Here is a 21816-nt window from a genome sequence, read left to right as displayed (position 1 = left end):
AGTTCTTATTTTACTTCAGGTGGGGTAGATTCCCCATCTGAAGCCCCGATGTTCAGCTTTAGCTGAACGAGTTCACTCAGGATCATATGGTTACATCAGGGGGGCAAAGATTCTAAAGACGTCTTGCATAAGACGCAACGCTATGTTGAAGTCACATTCCTCCCTAGTGACTTCATGGCAGCTTTCCAAGGTATCAAGAAAATCCTTTAAGATATCCTTCAGCACTCCACTTTTATGAATCCATAGACCACATTCAAAATGGAGGTAAAGACTCCTGAAATCAAGATTAATCGTGCCTACCGTAGCGGTACTATCATCTGAGATAAAGGTTTTTGAATGAATAAACCCATCAGTGTATTCGTAAATGCGAACACCGGAGCTGATCAGTTCCCGGTAATATGAGCGGGTAGTGTGATGGACAAACCAGCGATCATGGCGATGGGGTGTAATGATGCGTACATCTACGCCGCTTTTAGCTGCTAAAGATAATGCGGAGATCATGTCATCATCGACAATCAAATAAGGTGTGCAGATATAGAGATACCTCTTGGCATTATTAATCATTTGCAGATAAATGTGCTCTCCTACATTTTCCGTATCCAAAGGAGAATCTCCATAAGGCAGGAAAAAACCGTCTGATTTACTATCCATAGACATCATGCCATCGGCACGATATTTCGTATAGTCTTCTGTAGTTTCTTTGCTGAGGTTCCACATATGAAGAAACATCAGGGTAAAGCTCCAAACGGCAGCCCCTTGCACCATAATCCCGTTGTCCTTCCAATGGCCGTGGAGATCAATTTCGTTGATATATTCATCGGCAAGGTTAATTCCTCCGGTAAAAGCAGTTTTTCCATCAATCACAGTAATCTTTCGATGGTCCCGGTTATTTTGCAAAGTGGATAGAACAGGCCGGAAGGGGTTGAAGACCACGCATTGAATGCCCATTCCTTCCAGAACCTTATGAAAATCAATTGGCAATTTAAGAAAACAGCCCATGTCGTCATACATGACCCGTACTTCAACGCCTTGCTGGACCTTCTTCTGCAAAATATCCAAAATGGAGTTCCACATCACGCCTTCTTTAATAATAAAATATTCCATAAAGATGAATTTTTCTGCTTTGTCCAGCTCTTCCAGCATGCGTGCGTGAGTTTCTTCCCCTGTGGGAAGATATTCAGCCTGGGTATTTTGATAAACGGGAAACCCGACAAAACCTTGCAAATAATTAATCTGAGGGAGATGATCCTTACTTACAGTATGAATTCTCTTAAGAGTTTCTTCATCTTGGATGAACAATGGATTGATGCCTTGTTCTACGTCCGCTAACAGGTTTTTCAATTTTCTATTGGAGGACTGGAACTGAGACAAAAGGTAGAACAGACTGCCAAAGATGGGGAAAAGGGCAATTTGAATCACCCACAATAGCTTATAAGCAGGTTTGCTTTTTTTGTTCATGATGTGCAAAACAACTATAACGCTGACCAGGGTTAAAATAGGATAGATTATTGCATAGCGTTCCACTGACCCGGTAATCATGACGGTGATCACAATCAACTGCAGCAAAATGAAAAAAGCCACCAAGAAACGGGTTCTAAAAAGTTTACGCATCCAATTTTTTTGTTGCACGACCCATGTCCTCCTTGAATTTCTCTGCAAATAAAGCACAAATAACTCTTCCTTAATATATTTTATCTATTTCCGTCATAATGTCTACTCTTTATTGCACACCTTTTCAATACTAATACTATTATGGACATAGAATATTTGCCCGATAACTTCGATAACTGATGGTCACTGATACCACGCTTCTCAAAATTCCCCCGGGAAAAAATTAAAGCGTTGAACGCTGATTATGAAAAGGATTTTTAAGATTATTGACGAAATCATACATAAATGTATAGATGTAACTGGATGTAAATATCGTTGAATGTACTGTTAAGGAGATCTTATAGTGTTAGAAACTGCTGCAGCTAAAAATAAAGAACAAGGCAAGGTATTAAAATATTTTGCAAAATTTAAGGGATTTAAGAGGGATACTCCCTTTGTGACACCGGTACCGATCGATATTATCATTGCCTTTGTGGGCTCTTTCTTGGCTCTTTCTTTCCTGGGGATATTAACATATATTTATCAGGCCCCGATGTTAGTTGCCCCATTAGGTGCTACCGCAGTATTAATCTACGGGTCCCCGGATGGACCATTATCTCAACCCCGAAACGTAATTTTCGGGCATACTCTTTCAGCGATCATTGGCGTTCTTACCTACCAGTTGTGCGGCCTTACCTGGTGGTCTGTTGCTTTGGGAACCTCAATTGCTTTATTGACGATGTTATTAACGAAAACCACCCATCCCCCTGGGGGGCTACGGCACTGTTTGCCATTTTAAGCGGAGCAGGCCCCATGTACATCCTGACACCAATATTATTGGGTGCTGTGATTATGGTCATCATTGCTGTTTTTATCAATAATCTTTCACCAAATCGCAATTACCCCCGGTACTGGTTTTGAAACAAGTTCATTGTTCAGGTGGAGCTTCCTTTACTCCGTCCGATTAACTGCAAATGCATGGCCTAGCTGGTGTTTGAATCCTTCAATTTTTGTCAGGAAAAATTAAAATGGGGTGTGAATATGTTAAAAAAAATCCTTGTCCCTACGGATGGATCTGAATATTCTCAACGGGCCTTGCTTATGGCAATTGATTTGGGCCGTCAGCTCCAGGCGGAAGTGATCTTGCTTCATGTGGCAGCGACTCCGGAGGCTTTGGGTTATGTACTTTCCAAGGATGCTGCTGTTGTTCAGGATCAGTATGTGAACAGTGAAGCTGTCTTGGCCACAACCATGAAGGATATAGATTTAGAAGGAGTTCAATTGGTTACAAAAAAGAAACCAGGTCATGCGGCACAAGAAATTTTAAATGAAATTGTCGACCAAGACATTGATCTGATTGTTATGGGAATGAGGGGCTATAGCCCTATCGCCGCTTCACTGATGGGAAGTGTTAGTCAAAAAGTGCTGACAAAAACAAAAAAACCGGTACTCCTGGTAAAATAATCACAATGATAGTGACTCTATCAGAAAAGAAGAAGTAAGGAAAAAGAGACTGTTTTTCAAGATGAAAACAGTCTCTTTTTTGTAGTGTGCCCGGCATGGGCGTAGTCTAACGGGTGAAAGTCCCGAGTGCGGGTTGATAGTACCAAGCACATAGCTAAAGGCAAGGGTGTCCACTGTGAGGGGGAATCTGAAGGAAGCCGGAGGCAAACTTCTGGTCTGACGAACAGAAATCACATAAGGCAAACGTAGGCTGGGCAAGGTTGCAACACCGGCTTAACCCCTCAATTCAGGACAATATCCTTGTATTTGTTTTGCAATCAGACTTTTTCGCAAACTTGCGCGGTTTGCCATTGACACGGAGCCTCTATGGTCATGGATTGATGCCCCAGGGGCATGCCTATTGAGGGCATACCGGCGGGCCAGGTTACCATGACCATCTCTCCATGTCAATGGTCCGCATAGCCAAACCTTAGTGTTGTTTATATCCTTGTTCCACCGCAATTTAGCTACTGAAGGCAATCATGCACTGAAGGATTCGATCTTTATGTTATCATTCATAAATGCCTTGTAAAACTCATTAGGAGCCATATATTTAATGCTGCCATGTCTTCTGCGTTCGTTATAGTACTTCATGTATTCGGATACTATAGAATAAACTTCCATAAAGCTGTTAAATTCGTTTCGACTATAGCACTCGCTTTCTAAAATTGAGTGGAATGATTCTATATGGGCAATCATATTTGGTGTTCTTACAGGAATTCTTTCATGGGTTATGCCTATCTTCTCTACAGCCTCTTTAAAGAGGTTAGAGGTAAATTGTGGGCCGTTGTCAGTTCTTATTATGGGCAAGTTCATTCCTTTACCCAGACCCCTTTTAATTAAGGAATTTTTCAGTATTCTTGCTGCATCTTTTGCTTTGCAGGATAATCCTAAATGATAGTCAATTACAGAGCGGTCATAGACATCTATTAGGGATAATTGAAAGAAGAATGAATCTGTTCCCGTTATATAGCCATATTTTAAATCCATTTGCCAAAGTTGATTTGGTTTGTTTATTTCAGCTTGTTTTGCTAAACGCTTGGGATGTTTATTGCGAATCTTTCTTTGGGGGCGGAGAATATCTAGTTCTTTACAGAGGCGATAGACCTTTTTACGGTTTATTAACAGGTTATAATCTTCTCTAAGGCAAATTGTAAGTTTATGGTAGCCATAAGGAAAACCGTCGCCGCATACGAGTTCGTTTAACCATTCTTTGATTTGTTCGTCTGATATCTTTTCACCCTTATTGGTAAGGGAATAGCCAGGAATGGGCCTTCCTCCTTTGTTTTTTATGGATTTGGAGGATGAATCAGATTCTATCGTTTCCGGTACTCTACTTTCTCTTGAGATATTCTCGTAATAGGTGGATGAGGGTAACCCGACAAAGTCCAGTATAAGGGAGGCTTTATATCCTTTACTGATCCACTTTTTAGCTATTTCAACTCTGTCGGTTACAGAGGGTTTAGTTTATCCCTCAAATCCCTTAGAACGGCTAATTCGAGTTCTTTTTCGCCTAATAGTTTTTTCAATGAGTTATTTTCGTTGCTAATGCTTTTAAGTCTCTGTTCTATTTCAAAAATGCGCTTGGCTTCATTTTTTGGTAATGAATTGACGGAGCCATTCTTCTTAAGCTTTCGTATCCAAGTATGAATGGTGTTAGGTGAAATTCCATGCCTTCGAGCTACTAGAGCTATATTCTGAACTTCCTGGCATTCTTTGATTAGTTGTTCTTTGAATTCTTCAGTATATTGTTTTTTTGTCATCGGTGTTTAACCCCCCTATTTATTATCTTAACATATACAAGAGGTTTGTCCAAATCCATTAGGGGGCTATAGAGCTACCAGCAATGGGAGAAAAGGCAAAGAAAGCTATACGAAAGAAAGTCCGTGGTTGGAAGTTGCAGTTAAAGCCGGATAAAGACTTGAGGGACATAGCAAATATGTTCAATAAACAGATACAGGGATGGATTAACTATTACACATGTCTATGGTAATCTAATAGTAGGCCACCGTAGTCATTGAAAAACCGGCCACAATAGATTAACCTACTTGAGAGGAAATTCAACAGGTAGGGGCTGGGAGAGATGATCACAATGAACATCAAGCAACAAATTTTAATGATGCATATTCATGAAGGGAAATCGCGCCGGGAAATTGCGAAAATAACAGGGATCAATCGGGACACCGTAGGAAAGTACATTGGACAATATGAGGAAGGGAGACAGCAATTATTGTCGAGCGGGTCGGCAGATATCCAGGCACTAGTCGACACCCTCACTTCTGCCCCCAAGTATACTGTGGGCATTCGACCCAAAAGAAAAATGACTGACGAGGTTGTGAACAGGATCCAGTTCTATCTTGACGAGAATGAAACTAAGCGAAATCAGGGGCGGCACAAGCAGCAAAAAAAAGCCATTGATATCTTTGAAGCACTGGAAGCCGAGGGTACTCAACTAAGTTACAGTACCGTTCTTCGAACCATTAGAAGCTTGGAACGGAAACCAAAGGAAGCGTTTATTAAGGCTCTGTATGAACTTGGAGACATTTGCGAATTTGATTGGGGTGAGGTTAAACTAAAAATTAATGGAAAATTTCAAGTTTTTCAGATGGCCGTATTCACAACGGCTTACGGGAACTATCGCTTTGCTTATCTGTTCACCAAACAAACAACAGAGTGTTTTCAGGAAGCACACGCCCTGTTTTTCCAGCATATCGGCCAAGTGTATCGTACCATGGTGTACGATAACATGAAAGTCGCGGTGAAAAGGTTTATTGGAACGGAGAAGGAGCCGACGCAAGGATTGCTTCAATTGTCGCTCTACTATGGTTTTCAGTATCGGTTTTGCAATATTCGCAAGGGCAACGAAAAAGGTCATGTGGAGCGAAGCGTCGAGGTCGTTCGCCGAAAAGCCTTCGCTTTTCGGGACGAATTTGAATCCCTGGAGGAGGCAAATCAATATTTGCAGGATGTGTGCACTAAGCGTAATCGTAAGTCCCATGATGAGTACAACGGCCAGACGGCGGAGGAACGATTGGAAGAAGAGCGCCCCGCATTGCTGCCCACCCTTCCACCATTTGATGCAGCTCGCGTGATTTATGGACGGGTGAACAAATATTCCACCATCATCGTTGATCAGAATCGTTACTCAGTACCGGATCATTTGGTAGGTGAATCGATCATGATTAAAGCATATGCGACCCGGGTGCGATGCTTCCATCAGGAATCCTTGGTAGCGGAGCATGTGCGATTAACCGGCAACCACGAGTGGCGGCTTGATCTGAATCATTATTTGGATACGCTAAGGAAAAAACCTGGTGCATTTGCCGGTAGTGCGGCATGGCAGCAGGCTCCTAAAAGGATAAAAGAAATATACGAAACATATTATACCAAACAAGACAAGGAATTTATACAGCTATTGCAATATATTCGAGACGATGTCCCATTTGCGGAAGTCGAGCAAGCTATTCGGGAGCTGGAGAAAATTCATCCGGCTCAAGTGACTACGGATAAAATTAAAGTGCTTTGTGCTAGGAATCGTGACGCGATGCCTGTTGTTCAACCAAATCTCTCGAAAACGGGAAAAGAGATTGTAGAGCGGTCAGCACAGCAGCTTCGCATGTACGATGACATGTTTGATACCCATACACCAAAAGCAAAGGAGGACGTTGCATGAGTAACGCGCCGCGCAAGGCGTTTAAGGAAGCGATATTGGAATATAGCAAAGAACTGAGACTCCCTATGATTCGTAAGCATTTGGATGAGCAAGTTCGGGAGTCAACGCAGCAGGATGCCAGTTATGAAGCATTTCTGGCGCAGTTACTGGAGAAGGAATGTGATGCTCGTCGGGAAGCCTCGCGGCATAATCGCATTCGTCTGGCTGAATTTACACATAAAAAGTACCTTGAAGATTTGGTCATCGCGGATTTGCCAGATGATGCCCAAAAGAAGTTAAAGCAGCTGAAAACATTAGAGTTTATTCAGGAGGGGCGCAACATTATTCTGGCGGGGAACCCGGGAACAGGCAAGACGCATGTGAGTATTGGGCTAGGCTTAAAGGCCTGCCTGGAGGGATATAAAGTATGGTTTACAACTGTTCCCCTCCTCATTAACCGGATTAAAGAATGCCGAGCAGAGCAAACTCTTCGAGCCTTCCAGAACCGCTTTGAAAAATATGATTTGGTTATTGCCGATGAAATGGGTTATATATCTTTTGATAAGGAAGGATCTGAATTATTGTTTACCCATTTGTCGCTGAGGGCTGGTCGCAAATCGACAATCATCACAACCAACTTATCCTTCGAACGATGGGGTGAAATTTTTCAGGATCCCGTGATGACGGCGGCCATGATTGACCGGTTGACGCATCAGTCATACATCGTCAACATGAATGGAAACTCGTACCGCATGAAAGAAACGAAGGAGTGGTTACAACAACAGCAACTGGCATGAAGAAAAAAACAATAACCCTGTATAAAGGTTTATCATGTTTTTGATAAACATTTATACAGGATGTAACAAGCGATAGCGCGTTAGCATTCATCGTGAAACAATGCTCTTTGAAAACTAAATATGCTTATGAAACGACTAAATTTTTTTTTCTTAGTGGCCGAAAATTAAATGACTATATGGCCTAATTTTAAGTTGACAAATACATACACACACTTCTATAAATCGGAGATATATGATACGTTAAGATATATCAATGTATGTCTCGTGAAATGGGTTCGTAGGAAATTTAAGAAACGTAGAGCGAGGCGAAGAGCCGAACATTGGCTAGGAGAGGTAGCAAAGCGTGATAGAAATCTGTTTGCACACTGGAAATTTGGGATACTGCCATCGGCTGGATAATGGGAGCCGTATGAGCTGAGAGGTTCATGTACGGTTCTGAGAGAGACTTAGGGGGAAGTTACTTAGGTCTACTTACTTAATGATTTTCTGTAAGAGCAAAAAGGCGGCTCAACGTACACTAGACCACATTATCCCATATATCGAGGGAAAGCTATTCCTAAAAGTAAATCGGGAAAAGACCCAAGTAGCCTATGTGGGTAGAGTCAAATACCTAGGGTACGGTTTCTATATCTACAAAGGAGAAGGAAGACTTAGAATACACCCCAAGAGTATCAGGAAACTAAAAGATAAAATCCGAGAAATCACCGGACGGAGTAACGGTATGGGGGTGGAGACGAGAAAAACCAGACTGAACCAAGTGGTTAGAGGCTGGATGAACTACTTCAAATTGGCAGATGCAAAGAAACTAATACAAGGATTGGATGAATGGATTAGAAGTCGCATACGGATGGTGACATGGAAACGATGGAAGAAAATCAGCACACGATTTGGAAATCTCAAAAAGCTAGGAGCTAAAAATGAACAAGCATGGATGTGGGCAAACACAAGAAAAGGCTATTGGCGTACTGCCCATAGCCCAATTTTGTCACGAACATTATCCAACGAGAGATTCAAACGTGCCGGTTACATTAGCTTGATGGAATGTTACTCTGCAAATTAACGTGTAAACTGTGGAAGCGCCGTATACCGAACGGTACGTACGGTGCTGTGGGAGGTCGGCTGACCAAATAATGGTCAGCCTCCTACCCGATTGTTTCCCCAGGGGGTATTACTGTTTAATAATATTTTTTTTCATTCAGTTTTTCCTGCACATGGTTTAAAGTTTCTCCAAAACGCTGGAAGTGCACAATTTCTCTTTCGCGCAGGAATCTCAGCGCTTCAATGATTCCGGGATCATCGGTCAGGTTGATTAAATGTTCATATGTAGCCCGGGCTTTTTCTTCTGCTGCCATATCTTCATGGAGGTCAGTAACCGGGTCTCCCAGGCAGGCCACATATTTGGCGGACCAGGGCACGCCATTGGAGTCCATCCAGAAAAGTCCGTTGTCATGCTGGGTATACCAGCCGCCTAACCCTGCTTCCTCCATTTCTTGAGGTGTTGCGTTTTTAATTAATTTATAGACCATGGTGGCAATCATTTCCATATGGGCCAGTTCCTCTGTGCCGATATCGGTAAGAACAGCCTTGGCTCTTTCCGTAGGCATGCTGTATCTTTGATTCAAATAGCGCAGGGAAGCCGAAAGCTCGCCGTCCGGCCCTCCGTATTGGGTGATCAGATATTTAGCCATTGCAATGTCTTTACCCATAACCCGCACCGGAAATTCTAATTTCTTTTCATATATCCACATGTGTTTATTCCTCCTTCATCATTAGTCTTCTTCCCATGGCCAGGGTTCTTCAATCCATTGCCAGGGGAAACGGCTGGGGCTGCCTCCAAAATTGGTCAATGGGCCGTATCTTGCTTCGTACATATTTTTTAAATTCATTAATTCTTCGGTAAATTTGTTGTAGTCGCATAATGCTTCCTCATGCTCCGGATTGGTGTCCAAAAAAGATTTAACTCGACACAGGCAAATTCCACTTCTTGAATTTTTCTTAAAAGATCTTTCCGGTTTGACTTCGCCAAAATTTTCACCTCCCATGATTTTTTTTCTTGTATGGTTGGTAGAGATTGGGGAAAATAGTCCCTTTAATCAAGGCTTCGTTTAAAGGGAAGAGACATTCATAAGGTTGATGGGGAACCCAAGCCTGGGCTAATCTTATCCCTGGCATTGGACTTGGCATAGGCCGATCTTTTTTACCCATTTATTTCACTCCTTTATGATTTATCGATACATTCTATTCAAGGGTTCCCATATTTGGTGACAAAACCGGAGCACCTGATACCCTGGGATGCTTTTTGATTGTTTTTCTTGATGCTCTTTGATAAAATGGAGTCAATTAAGGGTAAATTAAGCATGAAAAATATTTCTTTGAAAAATAACAATAAAAAGTCAGGAGAGTGCCTGGTGAATATTCAAATATATCGACTTTATGTGGAAAAGAAGCCTGGTTTTAATGTAGAGGCGCTAGATCTTTACTCAGATCTGAGAGAAAACCTGGGTGTGTCCGAATTGGAACAGGTACGAATAATACATCGTTATGATGTGGCCGGTATTACAGAAAAAGAGTATCAACAAGGGAGGAACACAGTTTTTTCCGAACCCATGGTAGATTTGGCCTACGATGAAGTCTTTCCTTTGGAAGGGGACGAACAAGCCTTCGCAGTTGAATACCTGCCTGGACAGTATGATCAAAGGGCGGATTCCGCGGCTCAATGTTTGCAGATTATCACGCAGCAGGAAAGACCTCAGGTTAAAACTGCCAAAGTGATTGTGCTGAAAGGGAATCTAGATGCTTCCGACTTAAAAAAGATTGAAGACTATTATATTAATCCGGTGGATTCCCGGAAGGCTTCTCCTGATAAACCAACAACCCTGGAGCTTTTCGTAGAAGAACCGCATGATGTTGAGATCCTGACCGGCTTTATCAAGAAAAACCAAGAGGAATTAAGTGCCTGTCATGAAGATCTGGGACTGGCCATGGGTATGGAGGATTTGATTTTCTGCCAGGGCTATTTCCGTGATGAAGAACAGCGTGATCCTACTATCACTGAGTTGCGCGTGATTGATACCTATTGGTCCGACCATTGCCGCCATACCACCTTTCTGACCAGGATTGAAGAAGTGGAAATTTTACCTGGCTATTATAATGTACCGGTGGAAACCGCTTATCGGGCGTATTTAAAATCAAGAGATGATGTTTATGGGTTTCAACCGAAGGATTATACTTTGATGGATATTGCCACCATCTGCATGAAGGAATTAAGCAAGAAAGGGGAACTGCCTGATCTGGATCAGTCGGAAGAAATTAATGCCTGCAGCATCATGGTTGATGTAGATGTGGACGGAAAAAATGAAGAATGGTTGATTATGTTTAAAAATGAAACCCATAACCATCCAACAGAGATAGAGCCTTTTGGTGGTGCAGCCACCTGCCTGGGCGGGGCAATCCGGGATCCGCTCTCCGGCCGATCTTATGTTTATCAAGCCATGAGGGTTACGGGAAGCGGAGATCCCCGGGGAAAAATAGAAGATACCTTGCCGGGGAAACTGCCCCAGAGAAAGATTACCACGGGTGCTGCCGCCGGATATAGTTCTTATGGAAATCAAATCGGTCTGGCGACGGGGCAAGTGGCAGAAGTATATGATGAGGGGTTTGTTGCCAAAAGAATGGAAATCGGTGCGGTGATTGGTGCTGCTCCCAAGAAAAATGTGGTACGAGAAAGTCCTGTGCCCGGGGATGTGGTGATCTTATTGGGCGGGCGCACCGGACGTGACGGTATCGGAGGCGCAACCGGTTCTTCCAAGGAACATACGGAAGAATCAATTTTGATCAGCGGTGCGGAAGTGCAAAAAGGGAATCCTCCTACAGAACGCAAGATTCAGCGTCTTTTCAGAAAACCAGAGGTCAGCACCATGATCAAAAGGTGTAATGATTTTGGTGCCGGCGGAGTTTCTGTCGCAATTGGAGAATTAACCGACGGTTTAAAGATCTATTTAGATGCTGTGCCCAAAAAATATGAAGGCCTGGATGGAACGGAACTGGCCATTTCCGAATCTCAGGAGAGAATGGCCGTGGTAGTTGCCGAAAAAGATCAGGAACAATTTATTGTGTATGCCGGAGCAGAGAATCTGGAGGCCACGGTGGTGGCGGAAGTTACTGCCCATCGGCGCTTGAAAATGAACTGGAGAGGCAAGAGTATCGTCAACATCAGCCGGGATTTTTTAAATACCAACGGAGTCCAGCAAACAACCTCTGTGCAGGTGCAAGCTCCTGACGAAGAGGCGAATTATTTTCAAACGGTCTCGTCTCAGGTATCCGGTCATTTCCCAGATCTAAAAAAAGCCTGGCTGGCTAATCTTGAGCAGCTTAATATATGCAGCCAAAAAGGTTTGGCGGAACGTTTTGACAGTACCATTGGTGCCGGAACAATACTGATGCCCTTTGGCGGGAGATATCAGGCTACCCCTGCGGAGGGGATGGCGGCTAAGGTTCCGGTGACAGGGGGCACAACAAATACTGCCACATTGATGACCTATGGTTACCATCCACAAATCGGAAAATGGAGTCCCTTCCACGGAGCGCTTTACGCCGTGACGGAAGCTGTATCAAAGGTGGTTGCCATGGGGGGCAGTTATCAAAATACTCGTCTTACCTTGCAGGAGTATTTTGAGAAACTGGGCGGAGATCCTTTGAAATGGGGCAAACCCATGAGTGCTTTGTTAGGGGCCTTTTATGCACAGAAAAAACTGGGCATACCTGCTATTGGGGGCAAGGACAGCATGTCTGGGTCTTTCAATGATCTTCATGTTCCCCCGACACTGGTAGCCTTTGCCGTCAATACCGTTAATGCAAATCGTGTTATTTCACCGGAATTTAAAGAGGAACAAAGTCAGGTGGTTTATATCCCTCTGGTCTGTGATCAATACGAAGTGCCCGATTTTGCTGAGTTAAAAGCAGCATATCAAAAAATTGAGGACTTAATGGGCATGGGTGTAGTTCTGGCCGCATCTACTGTTAAATCCGGCGGTTTGGCGGAGACAGTAAGCAAAATGTGTTTTGGCAATGGCCTTGGCTTTTCTTTTTGGGGCGATATGGATGAAGACAGCCTTTTCCTTCCGGATCACGGCTCCATCGTCCTTGAAATTAAAAAGGATGCCAATCTGCCGGAGCTGATGGGGGAGATTACCTATGATTTGATTGGGCATACCCTCAAGGAACCCTTGATTGTGGTCAATGATATCGAAATATCTTTAGATGAAGCCCATGCTGCCTGGGAGATGCCCTTAGAAAAGATTTTCCCTGTCTATACACCACCTTTGGACAAGAAACCCGGTAAGTTTGATTTTGATCAGCCTTTATTCGGAAAATCCTGTGCAAAGGTTGGAAAACCCCGGGTCTTTATTCCCGTTTTCCCGGGGACAAACTGTGAATATGACTCCGCCAAAGCTTTTGAAAAAACAGGGGCTGAAGTAGATACGATGGTTATCAGAAATTTGACGTCTAATGAAATTGTTGAGTCCGTTCAGGAAATGACTCGGAGAATTCAGCAAGCCCAAATCGTGATGCTGGTGGGCGGATTCAGTGCCGGGGACGAACCGGATGGCGCCGGGAAATTTATTGCCGCTATTTTCAGGAATCCCTGGGTCAAAGAAGCGGTCACTCGGCACTTAAAGGAAAAGGATGGATTGATGCTGGGTATTTGCAACGGCTTCCAAGCTTTGATTAAGTTAGGGCTTGTTCCTTTTGGAGAGATTGTAGATATGAAAGAAGATCATCCCACATTAACCTTTAACAGCATCGGCCGTCATATTTCTTGTTTAGTTCAGACGAGAGTAGCATCTACCCTTTCTCCCTGGTTCCATCATATGAAGGTTGGAGATATTCATACCGTTGCTGCTTCCCACGGAGAAGGTCGTTTTATTGCTGCGCCGGAAATACTGTCATCCATGATTAAGCAGGGACAGATTGCCACCCAATACGTGGACGATGGGGGAAACCCCAGTTATGATATCCGTTTTAATCCCAATGGTTCCATGGAGGCTGTGGAGGGCATTACCAGCCCGGATGGCCGCGTTTTAGGGAAGATGGGCCACACCGAGAGGATGGCTGCTCATGTTGCCATTAATGTTCCGGGACTCAAGGATCAGCCGATCTTTGCTGCCGGAGTTGATTATTTTAAATAAAAATCTTCTTTATTGCATATGATAAAGCAAGTTGTTGAAATATTTTTACGATCCATGAAAGGATGAAGGAGAAAAAATATTTATCACGAATGATATAAATCATAAGAAAAATAAAAGGGGGGTTTATTGATGCTGAACTGTGAAAATTGTGGCAAAGAAGTAGAGCAGGAAGAAATGTTGTATGAATTGCACGGTAAGAAAGTTTGTGAGAGTTGCGCCATGGAAGGGAGCGTCCTAAATAGTCCCTCGAAACCATGCGGACCTACCAGTTAGTTTTTCATCACCATAGAAGCATCATCATAGAGACCTTAAGAAGCCTCCCTTATGGGGAGGCTTTCCCGACTATTTCTTAGAAACGAAGGAAAACTGGAATGAAAATTCAAGGAAAAAACAAGGATAAAATGGATTTCTATCAGGTTCAGGTATACAAGGAATTGGTAAAATGGCAGGGAAAAATGGCTAAGAGACCTTCTTTAACCGGTGTTTTAACCAAAGAAGTACAAATGAAAGTCAATAACTTGTATCCGGAAAAATTTCATCAGGTGATGACGGCAGGGATTAAAAAAGTAGTGCAGGGCGTTCTGGTCGGTTCGGAATTTATTTCAGGTGCTCCTGCTGCCGCCGATTTGACATTACAAGAACGGGAAGTTTTGGTTCGGGAGAAAATTAATTTCTACAAAAAGACGGCTGCGGCAGAAGGGGCAGGAACCGGAGCTGGTGGGATATTCCTGGGACTGGCGGATTTCCCCCTGCTTTTAAGCATTAAGTTTAAGCTTCTTTTTGATATTGCACTTTTGTATGGATTTAATGTAGGAGAGCTGCGTGAAAGAATCTATCTGCTTTACATTTTTCAACTTGCCTTTTCCAGCGAAAAAAGACGAGTGGAGGTGTATCAGCACCTTCTTCATTGGGATGAATGGGTAAAAAAATATCCTGCGACCATGGATCATGTGGATTGGCGTACCTTTCAGCAGGAATACCGGGATTATATTGATTTAGCTAAAATGCTGCAATTGATGCCTGGAATCGGCGCTGTGGTTGGTGCGGTGGCTAATTACCGCTTGCTTGACAAGTTAGGCGAAACAGCGATGAATTGTTATCGTATGCGTGTTTTGCCCGATAACTAACTGCCACTAATACCCCCGCTTCTGAAAGCGGTGGAATAAGTGGCACTAAGTTCCTGGATAACGATTTATAAGTATCAGATGGAGAAAAAAATTCCACCTGATGCCATGAACTCTGTTTATTACCGAAAAAATAATAGCCAAAATGGGCACACCTCGTAGAGATGTGCCCATTAATTTCTGATAGTATTTAAAGTCGATTTTTAGAACATGTTTTCAGGGATCACAGATCATTGTATAATAAAATTAAGAGCTTATCATATATAAACGGGAATTTGTGGAAAAGAATGGGGGAGAAGAATGGGGATTAATCTGCTCAAGGCAGGAGACAATGTACTGGAGTTTTTTCTCTTGAAGTCGTCTGTATGCAGGACTTCAAGCAATAATAAAAAATACTTGGACTTAACTTTGGTGGATAAAACAGGGGAAGTGAACGGGAAATATTGGGATTGTAAAACAGAAGAGGTAGAAACCTTTCAAGCCCATCAATTGGTGAAGGTGCAAGGGGTAGTGCAGGAGTGGCAGCAACGACTACAGCTAAAAATTAACAAAATTCGCATTGCTTTGCCGGAGGATAATGTCAGCATCTCTGATTTTATTCCCACGGCATCGGAAGATCCCCAGGCCATGTATAAAGTAATATGGCGTTTTATCCATGAGATGACCAATGAAGACATCAAAAAAATCGTAGCGAAAATGGTAAAATCTAAAGAAGAACAATTGATGTTTTATCCTGCCGCCAAAGAGAATCATCATGCGATTATCGGGGGACTCCTTTACCATATCAAAACGATGCTTCTTGCAGGAGAAAAACTGGCGGAAATATATGGGGGCATTAACAAAGATCTGCTCTATGCCGGGATTATCCTTCATGATCTCAGCAAAACTGATGAAATGAAGGCGGGTCCGATCGGCTTAATCACTGAATATACCGTGGAAGGACAGCTTTTAGGACATATTATTCAAGGAGTCAGGGAGATCGATCAGACGGCAAAGGAAGTGGGAGCGGATAGTGAGGTTTCCTTGCTGCTCCAGCATATGGTCTTAGCCCATCACTATGTCCCGGAGTATGGGAGCCCTAAAAGACCAATGATCCCGGAGGGAGAACTGCTCCATTACCTGGATATGATTGATGCCAGGATGTATGACATGGGAAAAGTATTGGCAAATACTGCGCCGGGGGAATTCTCAGACCGGGTTTGGACCCTGGACAATCGTAAACTTTATCGGGCTCATCTTGAATCAAAAAAAGAATCATCACCTGAAGAATAGAAGCAAAACATAATTAAAAATTAAGATGAAGAGAGGAGCATAATGATTTGAAAGTATGTTCTTGGAATGTAAATGGCATCCGTGCCGTACAAAAAAACGGTTTTTTGGATTGGGTAGCTCAGGAACAGCCGGATATTCTCTGCCTGCAGGAAACAAAAATTCAAGCAGAACAACTCACTGATGAGTTGAAGCAAATACCTGGGTACCGATCTTATTTTTCTTTTGCCGAACGCAAGGGGTATAGTGGTGTGGCTACTTATACGAAAGAAGAACCTTCTGCAGTGCTAACCGGCATTGGGGATCCCAAGTTTGATGGTGAGGGCAGAATCCTTATCACAGAGTATCCTGATTTCACACTTCTTAATATCTATTTTCCCAATGGCCAAAAGGACGATTTTCGACTCCAATATAAAATGGAATTTTATGATGCTTTGTTGGATTATTCCAATCAATTGATAAGTCAAGGGAAAAAGCTAATTATTTGTGGGGATTATAATACGGCGCATCAGGAGATTGATCTTAAAAATCCCAAAACGAATGAAAAAAGGTCCGGTTTTTTGCCCATTGAAAGAGCATGGATGGATAAGCTGATCTCTCATGGTTATGTGGATACATTTCGCTGGTTACATCCCAATCTGGTGAAGTATTCATGGTGGAGTTATCGCTTTAAGGCCAGGGAAAAAGGGGTGGGATGGAGGATTGACTACCATTTTGTCTCACAAAACCTACTGGAACAAGTAACCAATGCTGATATCTTAGATGATGTGCTAGGCTCAGATCATTGCCCGGTGCTGATAGAATTACAGCGATAAGCAAAATTAATCAGGAATAAAAAATGGCACCCTCCTTCCACCATTCAATCAGATTGGTGAAACGAGGGTGCCTTATTGACGGTCGATTGATTATAAAACCCGTCGTGCTGTTACGTATCGTTTGGCATAATAAGTTTCGCTTAATGAGGATATTTCCACATCACGAGCACTGGTGCTGGCGTGAATAAATTTTCCCCCTCCTATGTAGAGACCAACATGAGAGATTCCTCTTGATGAAGTTTCAAAGAAAACAAGATCACCTTTTGCTAGATCGTCTTTCCTGACATATTCCCCTTTTTTTGCTTGGCTGGTGGAACTGTGGGGCAGACTAATGTCAAAATTGTCATAAACATACATGGTAAAGCCGGAACAGTCAAATGATTTTGGACCTGAGGCACCATAAGAATAGGAACAGCCTAAGAATTCTTTAGCATAATCTACGATATCTGAAGCTAACTCTCTTGATTCTCTTGATTGTCTGCTGCGTTCCCGGTCATCACTTCGGGAGGCCACTGTCTTAACCTGCTTAGCTCCGGGCAGGGTCAGGACTTGTCCAATTTTTAAAATATTTGGATTGTCAATATTGTTGGCAGCTTGGACCTGCTCAACGGTTAATCCGTGTCTTACAGCAATACTATGTAAGGTATCCCGGGGTTTAACTATGTAATTTACCTTGGGGGCACTTGCCGGAGGTGTTGCTGTCTTTTGAGCAACAACAGATGTGGTTGGTTTTGCTGCTGTGTTGGCGGCGTTATTGATGGGAATGAAAAGGGTTTGTCCAATTATGATTTGATTAGGATTGGCAATGTTGTTAAAGTCGCTAATTTTCTCTAAAGAAATTCCATATGTAGTAGCTATTCCATTAAGAGTTTCTTTTGCTTGTACCACATGCTTGGTCGAATTACTGTCTGCCGAGCCTTGGATGGGGCTGGTAGCAAAGGCTGAACACGATAGTGTCAATGAAATACAAAAAGCAGAAATCGTTACTAGTTTTCGCACGTGAGCTCCTCCAAATCTTCTTGAATTGTGAATTTATGTATAAGCATGGTTCTTAACATCAGATGGAGCTATTACTTTATCTGATGTTAAGCCCACACTCTCCTATGATTCTACATAAAGGAGAAAAATCCTGCCATGTGAAGAAAATTAATGTAAAAAGAGGGAATGAAACAAGATCAAAGGAGAAGCTTATTTGTTTATCTTGCCCTTTACCAAAGGCCTTGGTATACTTATTAAATGGTTATTGTTAGAAAAAGGATGGTGAAAAATGACTATTTCAATGAAAGAGATTGAGCAGACAGCGGTTTTAGCTCGGTTGGCATTGTCGGAACATGAAGAAGATTTGTTCTTAAAACAAATCGGATCAATCTTGGATGAGGCAGAACGGCTTCAAGAAGTAGACACCCAGGATATTCCCCCCACGATTAATATTTTACCCCTTCATAATGTGATGAGGGAAGATCTGGTACAACCTTCGTTGAAGAAGGATGAGGTTTTCCAAAATGCCGCTAATGAGGAAGATGGCATGTTTAGAGTACCAAAGATTGTTTAAAACCAGAAGGAGGCTAGTTCTTTGAGTATCTGCCAAAAAACAGCCCATGAACTTCATGAGCTATTGTCTAAAAAAGAAATCAGTGCAACTGAGCTGATGCAAAATATTTTATTAAGAATAGATCAGGTGGAAGACAAGGTCAGAGCATTTGTTTTGAAACCGGAACAGGATAATGCCTCGTCTAAAGCCCAGGACATGGATAAAATTCTGAACCAAGGTGAAGGACCTGTTCCCTTAGCGGGATTGCCAATGGTTTTCCAGGATAATATTTGCACTAAAGGAATCCGAACCACCGCTGCTTCCAAAATGTTGGAGAATTTTATTCCACCCTATAGTGCCACTGTTGCAGAAAAAATGCAGCAGGCCCAAGCCATTTTAATCGGTAAAACGAACCTGGATGAATTTGGCCTGGGTAGTTCTACGGAAAGTTCTTTCTTTGGTCCTACCCGAAATCCCTGGAACCAGGAATACGTACCGGGAGGATCCGGTGGAGGAACGGCTGCGGCTATTGCCGCCGATGAAGCGGTTTTTGCCCTTGGTTCCGACATCTTGAAATCCGCGGCTTTTTGCGGGGTGGTAGGGTTTAAGCCTACCTATGGCTGGGTATCACGCTATGGATTGGTTGGCACGTCTTCGTCTTTAGAACAGATAGGTCCTGTAACGAAGGATATCACGGATTGTGCCTGGGTTCTGAATGAACTTGTGGGTCGCGACCTCAAGGATACCGTTTCTTCAGAGATGCAAAAACCGGATTTTCGCGGTTTTTTAACAGGTGAGGTACGGGGTTTGAAAATCGGCCTGCCCAAAGAATATTTTGCCGGAGAAATGGATGATGAAATTAAAGCCCTGGTGTTGGCGGCAGTTAAGCAGCTGGAGTCGTTAGGTGCTGTAATTGAAGAAGTCTCCCTGCCCCAAACCACTTATGCCCAATCCGCTTATCAGATCATTGCTGCAGGGGAAGCCGGTTCTGTCATGGGTCGCTACGAGGGTGTGCGTTTTGGCTACCACCGGGAAGATGCCCAGGATATTGAATCCCATTATCGATTGTCCCGCAGCGAAGGCTTTGGACTGGCGGTGAAAAGGCAGATTATCTTAGGTACCCATGTGCTCAGCAAAGGGAATATCGATACCTATTATATGAATGCACTGAAAACCCGCACCTTGATCAGACAGGATTTTGATCAAGCATTTCAAAAGGTAGATCTTTTGGTAAGTCCCACCTGCTTTAAACCGGCCTTTAAATTGGGCGGGGGAACGGAGAATCTTTCCTATACAAATCCGGAGCTGGCAACGATGACATCGAGCCTGGCCGGGATACCTGCGATTTCTTTGCCCTGCGGTTTTCGACAGGGATTGCCGGTGGGTATGCAGTTTATGGGACAGGCTTTCAATGACGGCAAACTTTTGCAGGCTGCTTTTGCTTATGAGCAGGAAGCGAAATGGATGCTAAATAAACCGAACCTGTCAGGGGAGGGACAATAAAATGATCGATCCGGAATATGAAGTAGTTATTGGTTTGGAAGTACATACGGAACTCAAGACCAAAACGAAGATTTTTTGCAGCTGCTCCACAGAATTCGGACAAGAGCCCAATTCCCATGTTTGCCCCGGCTGCTTGGGGATGCCTGGAGTCTTGCCGGTTTTAAATAAAAAGGTTGTTGAATTTGCCATTAAAGCAGGTTTGGCCTTGAACTGTAACATTGAGGAATTTTCCAAGTTCGATCGAAAACATTATTTCTATCCTGATTTGCCCGCTAGTTATCAAATATCCCAATTGGATCAGCCTATCTGTCTGAAGGGATACTTAGACATTGATGCAGACGGGGTCTCCAAACGGATCGGAATCAACAGAATCCATATGGAGGAAGATGCCAGCAAGCTTGTTCATGGCGGTGAGACCATTTCTTCCTCTTTTTATTCCCTGGTGGATTATAATCGCGGCGGCTCTCCTTTGTTGGAGATCGTATCCGAACCGGATATGCGTTCCCCTAAGGAAGCCAGGGATTACCTGGAGAAATTAAAAGCCATTTTGGAATATACGGAAGTATCCGACTGTAAGATGGAAGAAGGCTCCCTGCGCTGTGACGCCAATGTCTCCATCATGCCCAAAGGAAGCAAGGTCTTTGGTACCAGAGTTGAAATTAAAAACTTAAATTCTTTCCGTGCTATGGAAAGGGCTTTGGAATATGAGATTCAGCGCCAGATTGAGGCTGTAGAAGACGGGGAACCTTTATACCAGGAAACCCGTACCTGGGATGAGACCAAAGGGGTCACCCTGGCCATGAGAAGCAAGGAAGAAGCCAGTGATTACCGCTATTTTCCCGATCCGGATCTGGTACCGGTTATTGTCAGCCGTGAATGGGTGGAAGAGGTGCAGCGGAATCTGCCGGAACTGCCCCAGGCCCGTAAAGAGCGCTTGATTAGTGAATATGGTCTGCCTGAATACGATGCTTCTATTATTACCGCATCGAAAGGATTGGCTGACTATTTTGATGCTTGCGTAAAATTATATCCCGAAGCAAAAACCGTAAGCAACTGGTTAATGGGGGATCTGATTCGCTTATTAAATGCCGAAGAGCAGGATATCAAAGAGTGTGCCGTGACACCGGAGATGCTGATCAATATGCTTAAATTAATCGATCAGGGTACGATCAGCGGAAGGATCGCGAAAACAGTATTCGAAGAAATGTTTAAAACGGGGAAAAACCCGGAAGTGGTGATTGAGGAAAAAGGGCTGGTGCAGATTTCCGATCAGTCCGCCATTGATGCCATGGTGGATCAGGTTCTGGCGGATAATCCCAAGTCTGTTGAAGATTATCAGGCGGGCAAAGAAAGGGCGATGGGATTCTTAGTAGGACAGGTTATGAAAATGTCTAAAGGGAAGGCCAATCCAGGCATGGTAAATGAATTATTGAAAGAAAAGTTGAAATAGACCATTTAATCATAGTCAATAAGATTAAGAGGAGTAACCGGATTTAAATCCGGTTACTCATTTTCTATTTCATATCGATTATTTAAATTAAAAAAGAATCAAAGATTTAAATATACCGGCGAAAGTATAGTTGACATCAGCTAAGTAAGCTGGTAAACTAATCGAGGTTCTGAAGTATAAGAGTTAAAATCATCAGAAAAAATGGTGGTTGACAAGAAGAGATTAGTTTGATAAACTAATCAAGCGCTCGAAAGAGGGCAAGGCAAGAAAAGAAAGAAAAGAAAAAAGTGCTTGACAAGCCAATCAGGATTTGATAAGCTATTCAAGCTGGTCTTTGAAAACTGAACAGTAACAAAGCCTGATGTTGAGCAGGAACCTCGAGAGAGGGGACTGC

The 21816-nt window shown here is 43.1% G+C and carries 18 protein-coding genes and 2 pseudogenes; 14 read left to right on the top strand and 6 right to left on the bottom strand.

The window, feature by feature from the left end:
• Positions 1 to 90 precede the first annotated feature (90 nt).
• Complete coding sequence (gene cls / locus CEQ75_RS17150) at positions 91 to 1611, bottom strand: cardiolipin synthase (protein ID WP_089612688.1); 1521 nt, start codon at positions 1609 to 1611, stop codon at positions 91 to 93.
• A gap of 343 nt (positions 1612 to 1954) precedes the next feature.
• Here cls and CEQ75_RS17145 point away from each other — a divergent pair.
• Positions 1955 to 2511, top strand: a pseudogene (locus CEQ75_RS17145) (HPP family protein).
• Between the two features lie 120 nt (positions 2512 to 2631).
• On the top strand, positions 2632 to 3054 hold the full coding sequence (locus CEQ75_RS17140; RefSeq protein WP_089612248.1) for a universal stress protein: 423 nt from the start codon (positions 2632 to 2634) through the stop codon (positions 3052 to 3054).
• A 519-nt stretch (positions 3055 to 3573) separates the two neighbouring features.
• Here CEQ75_RS17140 and CEQ75_RS17130 read toward each other — a convergent pair.
• Positions 3574 to 4856, bottom strand: a protein-coding gene (locus CEQ75_RS17130; protein ID WP_089612246.1) for an IS3 family transposase whose coding sequence is annotated in 2 segments (ribosomal slippage) — positions 3574 to 4550 and positions 4550 to 4856 — 1284 coding nt in all. Because the reading frame shifts where the segments join, the coding sequence is not laid out codon by codon here.
• Between the two features lie 83 nt (positions 4857 to 4939).
• Between CEQ75_RS17130 and CEQ75_RS19625 the strand changes: the two genes are divergently transcribed.
• The 4 genes and pseudogenes from CEQ75_RS19625 to CEQ75_RS17105 form a co-directional block, all read left to right on the top strand.
• Positions 4940 to 5086 (top strand): group II intron maturase-specific domain-containing protein, encoded by a 147-nt coding sequence (locus CEQ75_RS19625; protein WP_242965308.1) that lies wholly within the window; start codon positions 4940 to 4942, stop codon positions 5084 to 5086.
• A 90-nt stretch (positions 5087 to 5176) separates the two neighbouring features.
• Entirely contained in the window at positions 5177 to 6766 is a 1590-nt protein-coding gene (gene istA, locus CEQ75_RS17120; RefSeq protein ID WP_089608934.1) for an IS21 family transposase, read from the top strand.
• Complete coding sequence (gene istB / locus CEQ75_RS17115) at positions 6763 to 7542, top strand: IS21-like element helper ATPase IstB (RefSeq protein WP_089608935.1); 780 nt, start codon at positions 6763 to 6765, stop codon at positions 7540 to 7542. The genes istA and istB overlap by 4 nt, the downstream gene beginning before the upstream one ends.
• Positions 7543 to 8017: 475 nt before the next feature.
• A pseudogene (locus tag CEQ75_RS17105) lies at positions 8018 to 8602 on the top strand (group II intron maturase-specific domain-containing protein); the annotation flags it as partial.
• Positions 8603 to 8717: 115 nt separating this feature from the next.
• Here CEQ75_RS17105 and CEQ75_RS17100 read toward each other — a convergent pair.
• From CEQ75_RS17100 to CEQ75_RS17090, 3 genes are read right to left on the bottom strand one after another with little or no spacing between them, the layout of a single operon-like run.
• On the bottom strand, positions 8718 to 9290 hold the full coding sequence (locus CEQ75_RS17100) for a manganese catalase family protein (protein ID WP_089612244.1): 573 nt from the start codon (positions 9288 to 9290) through the stop codon (positions 8718 to 8720).
• A gap of 21 nt (positions 9291 to 9311) precedes the next feature.
• Positions 9312 to 9584: a spore coat protein CotJB gene (locus CEQ75_RS17095; RefSeq protein WP_338031977.1), complete on the bottom strand. Its 273-nt coding sequence runs from the start codon at positions 9582 to 9584 to the stop codon at positions 9312 to 9314.
• Positions 9574 to 9747 (bottom strand): spore coat associated protein CotJA, encoded by a 174-nt coding sequence (locus CEQ75_RS17090; protein ID WP_089612243.1) that lies wholly within the window; start codon positions 9745 to 9747, stop codon positions 9574 to 9576. Before CEQ75_RS17090 ends, CEQ75_RS17095 begins: the two co-directional genes overlap by 11 nt.
• Before the next feature lie 203 nt (positions 9748 to 9950).
• Between CEQ75_RS17090 and CEQ75_RS17085 the strand changes: the two genes are divergently transcribed.
• From CEQ75_RS17085 to CEQ75_RS17070, 5 genes are all read left to right on the top strand, one after another.
• A complete protein-coding gene (locus tag CEQ75_RS17085; protein ID WP_089612687.1) occupies positions 9951 to 13730 on the top strand; it encodes a phosphoribosylformylglycinamidine synthase in 3780 nt (1259 codons plus the stop codon).
• A gap of 129 nt (positions 13731 to 13859) precedes the next feature.
• Complete coding sequence (locus CEQ75_RS18520; RefSeq protein WP_157677520.1) at positions 13860 to 14003, top strand: hypothetical protein; 144 nt, start codon at positions 13860 to 13862, stop codon at positions 14001 to 14003.
• Positions 14004 to 14131: 128 nt separating this feature from the next.
• A complete protein-coding gene (locus CEQ75_RS17080; RefSeq protein ID WP_089612686.1) occupies positions 14132 to 14857 on the top strand; it encodes an EcsC family protein in 726 nt (241 codons plus the stop codon).
• A gap of 297 nt (positions 14858 to 15154) precedes the next feature.
• The gene (locus CEQ75_RS17075; RefSeq protein WP_089612242.1) at positions 15155 to 16126 is read left to right on the top strand and encodes a 3'-5' exoribonuclease YhaM family protein; all 972 of its coding nucleotides are present in this window, start codon (positions 15155 to 15157) and stop codon (positions 16124 to 16126) included.
• A gap of 47 nt (positions 16127 to 16173) precedes the next feature.
• Positions 16174 to 16938: an exodeoxyribonuclease III gene (locus CEQ75_RS17070; protein ID WP_089612241.1), complete on the top strand. Its 765-nt coding sequence runs from the start codon at positions 16174 to 16176 to the stop codon at positions 16936 to 16938.
• 90 nt (positions 16939 to 17028) lie between these two features.
• Here CEQ75_RS17070 and CEQ75_RS18775 read toward each other — a convergent pair whose 3' ends face one another.
• Entirely contained in the window at positions 17029 to 17937 is a 909-nt protein-coding gene (locus tag CEQ75_RS18775) for a C40 family peptidase (protein ID WP_089612240.1), read from the bottom strand.
• Positions 17938 to 18205: 268 nt separating this feature from the next.
• Between CEQ75_RS18775 and gatC the strand changes: the two genes are divergently transcribed.
• The 3 genes from gatC to gatB are packed head-to-tail and all read left to right on the top strand — an operon-like array spanning position 18206 to position 21422.
• Positions 18206 to 18490: an Asp-tRNA(Asn)/Glu-tRNA(Gln) amidotransferase subunit GatC gene (gene gatC / locus CEQ75_RS17060; protein WP_089612239.1), complete on the top strand. Its 285-nt coding sequence runs from the start codon at positions 18206 to 18208 to the stop codon at positions 18488 to 18490.
• Between the two features lie 21 nt (positions 18491 to 18511).
• Positions 18512 to 19972, top strand: coding sequence for an Asp-tRNA(Asn)/Glu-tRNA(Gln) amidotransferase subunit GatA (gene gatA / locus CEQ75_RS17055; protein ID WP_089612238.1), 1461 nt, complete (start codon positions 18512 to 18514; stop codon positions 19970 to 19972).
• A gap of 1 nt (position 19973) precedes the next feature.
• Positions 19974 to 21422: an Asp-tRNA(Asn)/Glu-tRNA(Gln) amidotransferase subunit GatB gene (gene gatB, locus CEQ75_RS17050; RefSeq protein WP_198306586.1), complete on the top strand. Its 1449-nt coding sequence runs from the start codon at positions 19974 to 19976 to the stop codon at positions 21420 to 21422.
• Positions 21423 to 21816 lie beyond the last annotated feature (394 nt).

The sequence above is a fragment of the Dehalobacterium formicoaceticum genome, assembly GCF_002224645.1.
GTDB classification, from domain to species: Bacteria; Bacillota; Dehalobacteriia; order Dehalobacteriales; family Dehalobacteriaceae; genus Dehalobacterium; species Dehalobacterium formicoaceticum.
This window is presented reverse-complemented; position numbering and strand designations above follow the sequence as displayed.